Source organism: Nioella sp., from assembly GCF_964229645.1.
In the GTDB taxonomy this organism is placed as follows: Bacteria; Pseudomonadota; Alphaproteobacteria; order Rhodobacterales; family Rhodobacteraceae; genus Nioella.
Genome location: NZ_CAXREX010000226.1, coordinates 1 through 3,289 on the forward strand (window position 1 = coordinate 1; position 3,289 = coordinate 3,289).

The 3,289-nt window shown below is 67.3% G+C and carries 3 protein-coding genes; all 3 read left to right on the forward strand.

Annotated elements, in window-relative coordinates; all coding sequences use genetic code 11:
- Positions 1-1,021: gamma-glutamyltransferase family protein (locus ACEQXV_RS15220; RefSeq protein ID WP_370269874.1), on the forward strand; the 1,021-nt coding region annotated here is incomplete at its 5' end.
- A gap of 28 nt (positions 1,022-1,049) precedes the next feature.
- Positions 1,050-1,535 (forward strand): TRAP transporter small permease subunit, encoded by a 486-nt coding sequence (locus ACEQXV_RS15225; protein WP_370269875.1) that lies wholly within the window; start codon positions 1,050-1,052, stop codon positions 1,533-1,535.
- The gene (locus ACEQXV_RS15230; RefSeq protein ID WP_370269878.1) at positions 1,532-3,088 is read left to right on the forward strand and encodes a TRAP transporter large permease subunit; all 1,557 of its coding nucleotides are present in this window, start codon (positions 1,532-1,534) and stop codon (positions 3,086-3,088) included. Before ACEQXV_RS15225 ends, ACEQXV_RS15230 begins: the two co-directional genes overlap by 4 nt.
- Positions 3,089-3,289 lie beyond the last annotated feature (201 nt).

The following is a 3,289-nucleotide window of genomic DNA, read 5'->3' on the forward strand; positions in this document are numbered from 1 at the left end:
GGCCGAGGCGCTGCGTCTCATCGCCCGCGAGGGCGCGCGCGCCTTCTACGAAGGCCCGGTGATGGAAGACATCCTCGACACGCTTCGGGCCGAGGGCGGCCTGCATACGGCCGAGGATTTCGCACGCACCGAGGCCACGCCAGTCACGCCGATCCGGCGCGCCTATCGTGGTCACGACTTGGTCGAGCTGCCGCCCAACGGGCAGGGCGCGACGGCACTCTTGCTGTCCGGGCTTCTGGAGCGGTTCGATATCGCCAGCCTCGATCCGAATGGCGCCGAGCGCGTCCATATCGAGGCCGAAGCGACGCGGCTGGCCTATGCTGCGCGCAACCGGTTCATCGGCGACCCGGGCCAGGGTGCGCTCAATCTCGACGGAATGCTGTCGGAAGCGGCCATCGACGAGATGGCAGCCCAGATCGATCCGACCCGCGCGGGGCAACCCCTTCCGCCCCGTCCCGAGGCGCTTCACAAGGACACGGTCTATATCACCGTGGTCGACGGCGAGGGTCTGTGCGTGTCGCTGATCTATTCGCTGTTCTGGCCCTATGGGTCGGGGTTTGCGTCCAGGCGGTTCGGCATCCCGCTGCACAATCGCGGGGCCGGGTTCACCTTGCAGGACGGGCATGTGAACGAGCTGAAGGGCGGCAAGCGGCCCCTCCACACCTTGCTGCCCGGCTTGCTCGAGGTTCCGGGTCAGTACGCGATGCCCTTCGGCGTGATGGGCGGAGCCTATCAGGCGACCGGCCACGCGCATTTCGTCTCGAACCTTGTCGATTTCGGCATGGATGTGCAGGCGGCGATCGACGCCCCGCGCAGCTTTCTCGACATCACCTCGGGCAAGCTGGAAATCGAAAGCACCTTCGACGAGACCGTCGCGGCCAAGCTTGCCGAAATGGGGCATGACGTGACGCGGGCCGACATCGGCATGGGCGGGGCGCAGGCCATCCGCCGGGACGCCGCGACCGGGCTTCTGACCGGCGGCAGCGATCCGCGCAAGGACGGCGTGGCGCTGGGGGGCTGAGATGAGCACGCAACCCTCCGGACCCCGAATGAGACTCAGCTTTTCCGGGACGCTGCGGGGGGTTGCAGCCTTTGCCGTCGTCGCCCTGCTGATGGTGCAGATCGTGATCGTCGCCCTGCGCTATGTCTTCTCGCTGGGCGCGCCCTGGGCGACGGATCTGCTGACCTATCTGTTCTTCCTCATCGTGTCGCTGCCGCTGGTCGGGGTCATCCTGAACAATGAAAGCGTCCGGGTGGACGTGTTCAGCGGCCGGTTCCCGCCACGCCTGCGCCGCGGCATCGATCGCGTCGCATTGCTGGGCCTGCTGTTCCCGGCATCGGCCTGGGCCGCGTGGAACGCGGTGCCGATGGTGCGGACATCGTGGCGGGTGCTGGAAAGTTCGCCCACGCTCGGCGGGCTGCCGGGATTCTTCGTTCTCAAGACCGTGACGGCTCTGGTCTTCGCCGCGCTCGCCCTCGTCGCGCTGATCGTCGGACTGCGGCCCGGCCTGTACGGGAAGGAGGACCAGACATGAGCGCGGCGCTTCTGGCCCTTCTGGGCGTGCTGCTGCTGGGCGGCATCCTGTCCGGCGCGCCCGTGGGCTTCGTCCTGCTGGGTGTGCCGACGCTGGTGGCCTTTCTGGGAGCCGGGCTGGGCGTCTTCGACCTTGCCTTTCTCTCGGCCTTCCCGTCGCGGGCCTTCGGCATCCTGACCAACGACGTGTTCCTGTCCGTGCCGCTTTTCGTGCTGATGGGCGGGCTACTGGAGCGGTCCGACATCGCCAAGCGCATGATGCTGACGGCGGGCGCCTTGTTCGGCAACCGCCGGGGCGGCATGGCCTATGCGGTGGTGATCGTGGGCGCCCTGCTGGCGGCGTCGACCGGGGTGATCGGCGCGACCATCTTCATGCTGGGCCTGATCGCGATGCCCGCCATGCTGCAGGCCGGGTATTCCAGATCGCTGGCTTCGGGCGTGATCTGCGCCTCGGGCTCGCTGGGCCAGATCATCCCGCCGTCGATCCTGCTGATCCTGCTGACCGATCAGATCTCGTCCGCGTATCAGGCCGGACGGCGCTCGGCCGGGGAATGGGCGGTCGAGCCGGTCTCGGTCGGCGACCTGTTCGCGGGGGCCTTCATCCCGGGCCTGATGCTGGTCGGGCTGTACCTGATCTATATCTTCATCACCGCGCTGCGCCGCCCCGAAAGCTGCCCGCCGGTGATCCAGCGCGACGAACAGGGCCACAGAACCCGGCCCGGACTGGGCGAAGTGACCTATTCGCTGGTCCTGCCGCTGCTGCTGATCCTGATCGTGCTCGGCTCGATCCTTGGCGGGATCGCCACGGCGACGGAAAGCGCGGCGCTGGGGGCTGCGGGCGCGCTTGTGATGACGGCGATGGACCGCGCCGGGGTGCCGCGCTGGCGGCGGGCGCTGATGATCGCGGTCCTGCCGGCCGCCTTTGCGCTGGTTCTGGTCAAAGTTCTGGGCGGGGCGCAGGCATCGCCGCTGACGGCCGCGATCGGCACCGTGGCACTGGTCACGCTGAGCCTGGGTACGCTGGCCGCGCTGATCCAGGAGTTGCGGCGCGGTGGTCTGTGGGATGTCGGGCTGAGCACGGCCAGCATGGTGTCCATGCTGACGCTGATCGTGCTGGGGGCGACCATGCTGTCGCTGGTGTTCCGGGGCCTGCATGGCGAAGCCATGGTCGAAGAGTTCCTGCACGGGCTTCCGGGCGGCAGCCTTACGGCGGTGCTGGTCGTCATGGCCATCATCTTCGTGCTGGGCTTCATCATCGAATATGTCGAGATCATCTTCATCGTCGTGCCGATTGCAGGACCGCCGCTGATGGCTGCCGGGGTCGACCCGGTGTGGTTCGCCATTCTCATCAGTCTGAACCTGCAGATCAGCTTCCTGACGCCGCCCTTCGGCTATGCGCTGTTCTACTTCCGGCGCGTCGCGCCCCCAACCGTGCAAACCCTCGACATCTACAAGGGGATCGTGCCGTTCATCCTCTTGCAGATGGTCGCGCTGACCATCGTCTTCCTGGTCCCCGACCTCGCGACATGGTTGCCGGACGCGATCTACCACTGAACGGCGCAGACAACAGGGAGTACAAGACAATGAAAAGAAGAACATTCCTCTCCAGCGCAGCGGTCGCTCCGGCGGCTCTGGCAGCCCCGACGATCGCCCGCGCGCAGGCGCAGCATAACTGGAAACTGGTGACCTCGGTGCCGCGTGGCCTGCCGGGGCCGGGTGTTTCCGCCCAGCGATGGGCCGAGCGCATCACGCAGA